At 64.4% G+C, this 1505-nt stretch carries 1 pseudogene; it reads left to right on the top strand.

Features of this window, described 5'->3' with window-relative positions:
- A pseudogene (locus PMI24_RS21490) lies at positions 1-1505 on the top strand (RHS repeat protein); the annotation flags it as partial.

Genomic DNA, 1505 nt, shown 5'->3' with positions numbered 1-1505 from the left:
CGCGGCTGGTGCGTCAGGTCGCTGCCGACGGGGGCGAACAGCTCAAGGCCTACGACGCGCAGGGCCGGCTGGTCGCCGAGCAGGATGCGCTGGGCGCGGTTACCGAGTACCACTATGACGACGTCGGACGGCTGATCGCGCTGATTCCGCCGGACGATGCGCCGACGTCCTACGAGTACCGCAATGGTTTCCTTCACAGCCGTCCGCGTGGCGATGCGGTGTGGACGTACCGGCGTAATGCTCAGGGTGACGTCACCGAAGCAGTCGATCCCGACGGTCATGTCACCCATTACCACTACGACGCGCAGGGGCGGTTGCTGTCGATCCGTTATCCGGATTCGGGCCGGCATGTGTTCGTGTGGAACGACCTCGGACAACTGGTCGAGGAAAGTCTGCCGGACGGCGGGGTTCGGAAGTTTTCCTACGATGCTTTGGGACGGCGGATTACTGCGCAGGATGAACACGGTGCGGTCACCCATCAGGCGTGGGACGCCGTTGGCCGGCTGATCCAGACCACCTCGCCTACCGGGGCGACACGGGCTTTCAGCTACAGCGCCTACGGCCAGATCACCGCCGAACGCGATGAACTGGGGCGCATCACCCGTTACGAGTATGACGACGACCTGCATTTGGTCAGTCGCCGAATCAATCCCGACGGCACCCGGCTGCAATACCGCTACGACCATGCGCAACTGCTGCTGACGGAAATCGAGAACGAGTCCGGCGAAAAGTACCGGCTGGACTACACACCGACCGGACTGATCCGACAGGAAACCGGCTTCGATGGCCGGCGCACCGCCTACGCCTACGACCGCAACGGTCATCTGCTGGAAAAGACCGAGTTCGGCGATGACGGCTCGACGCTGGTCACCGGCTATCAACGTGATGCTGCTGGGCGTCTGCTGCTCAAAACCCTGCCCGACGGGGTCGAGGTCAGCTATCGCTATAACCGCCTCGGTCGACTGGTCGGCGTCGATGACGGCCAGGATCACCCGCTGGCCTTCGAATACGACCTGCAGGACCGGCTGGTGCGCGAGCATCAGGGCTGGGGCACCTTGCGTTACACCTACGACGCCTGCGGCCAGCTCAGCCGCCTGCGCCTGCCGGACAACAGCAAGCTCGACTACCACTACGCCAAGGGCGGCGCGCTGACCGCGATCGACCTCAACGGCGCCTTGCTCACTCGCCATGTCTACCAGAACGGCCGCGAACAACAACGCCAGCAGGGCTTGCTGCTCAGCGAATACACCTACGACGAGCAGGGCCGCTTACGCGCCCACGCCGTAGGTCATCAACGCAGTGCACTGTACCGCCGCGACTTTGCCTACAGCGCCAACGGCAACCTCGAACATATTGCCGACACCCGCCACGGTCAGCGCAGCTACACGTACGACGCCCTCGACCGGCTGATCCGCGTACGCCACACCCGAGATGACCTGCCGGAAAACTTCGCCCACGACCCGGCCGGCACCCTGCTGATGCAGGACCGCCCCGGCCCGACACAG

Source organism: Pseudomonas sp. GM25, assembly GCF_000282255.1.
GTDB classification, from domain to species: Bacteria; Pseudomonadota; Gammaproteobacteria; order Pseudomonadales; family Pseudomonadaceae; genus Aquipseudomonas; species Aquipseudomonas aphyarum.
The sequence above is the reverse complement of the archived record's forward strand: the minus strand, read 5'-3'. Positions and strand labels throughout refer to the sequence as shown.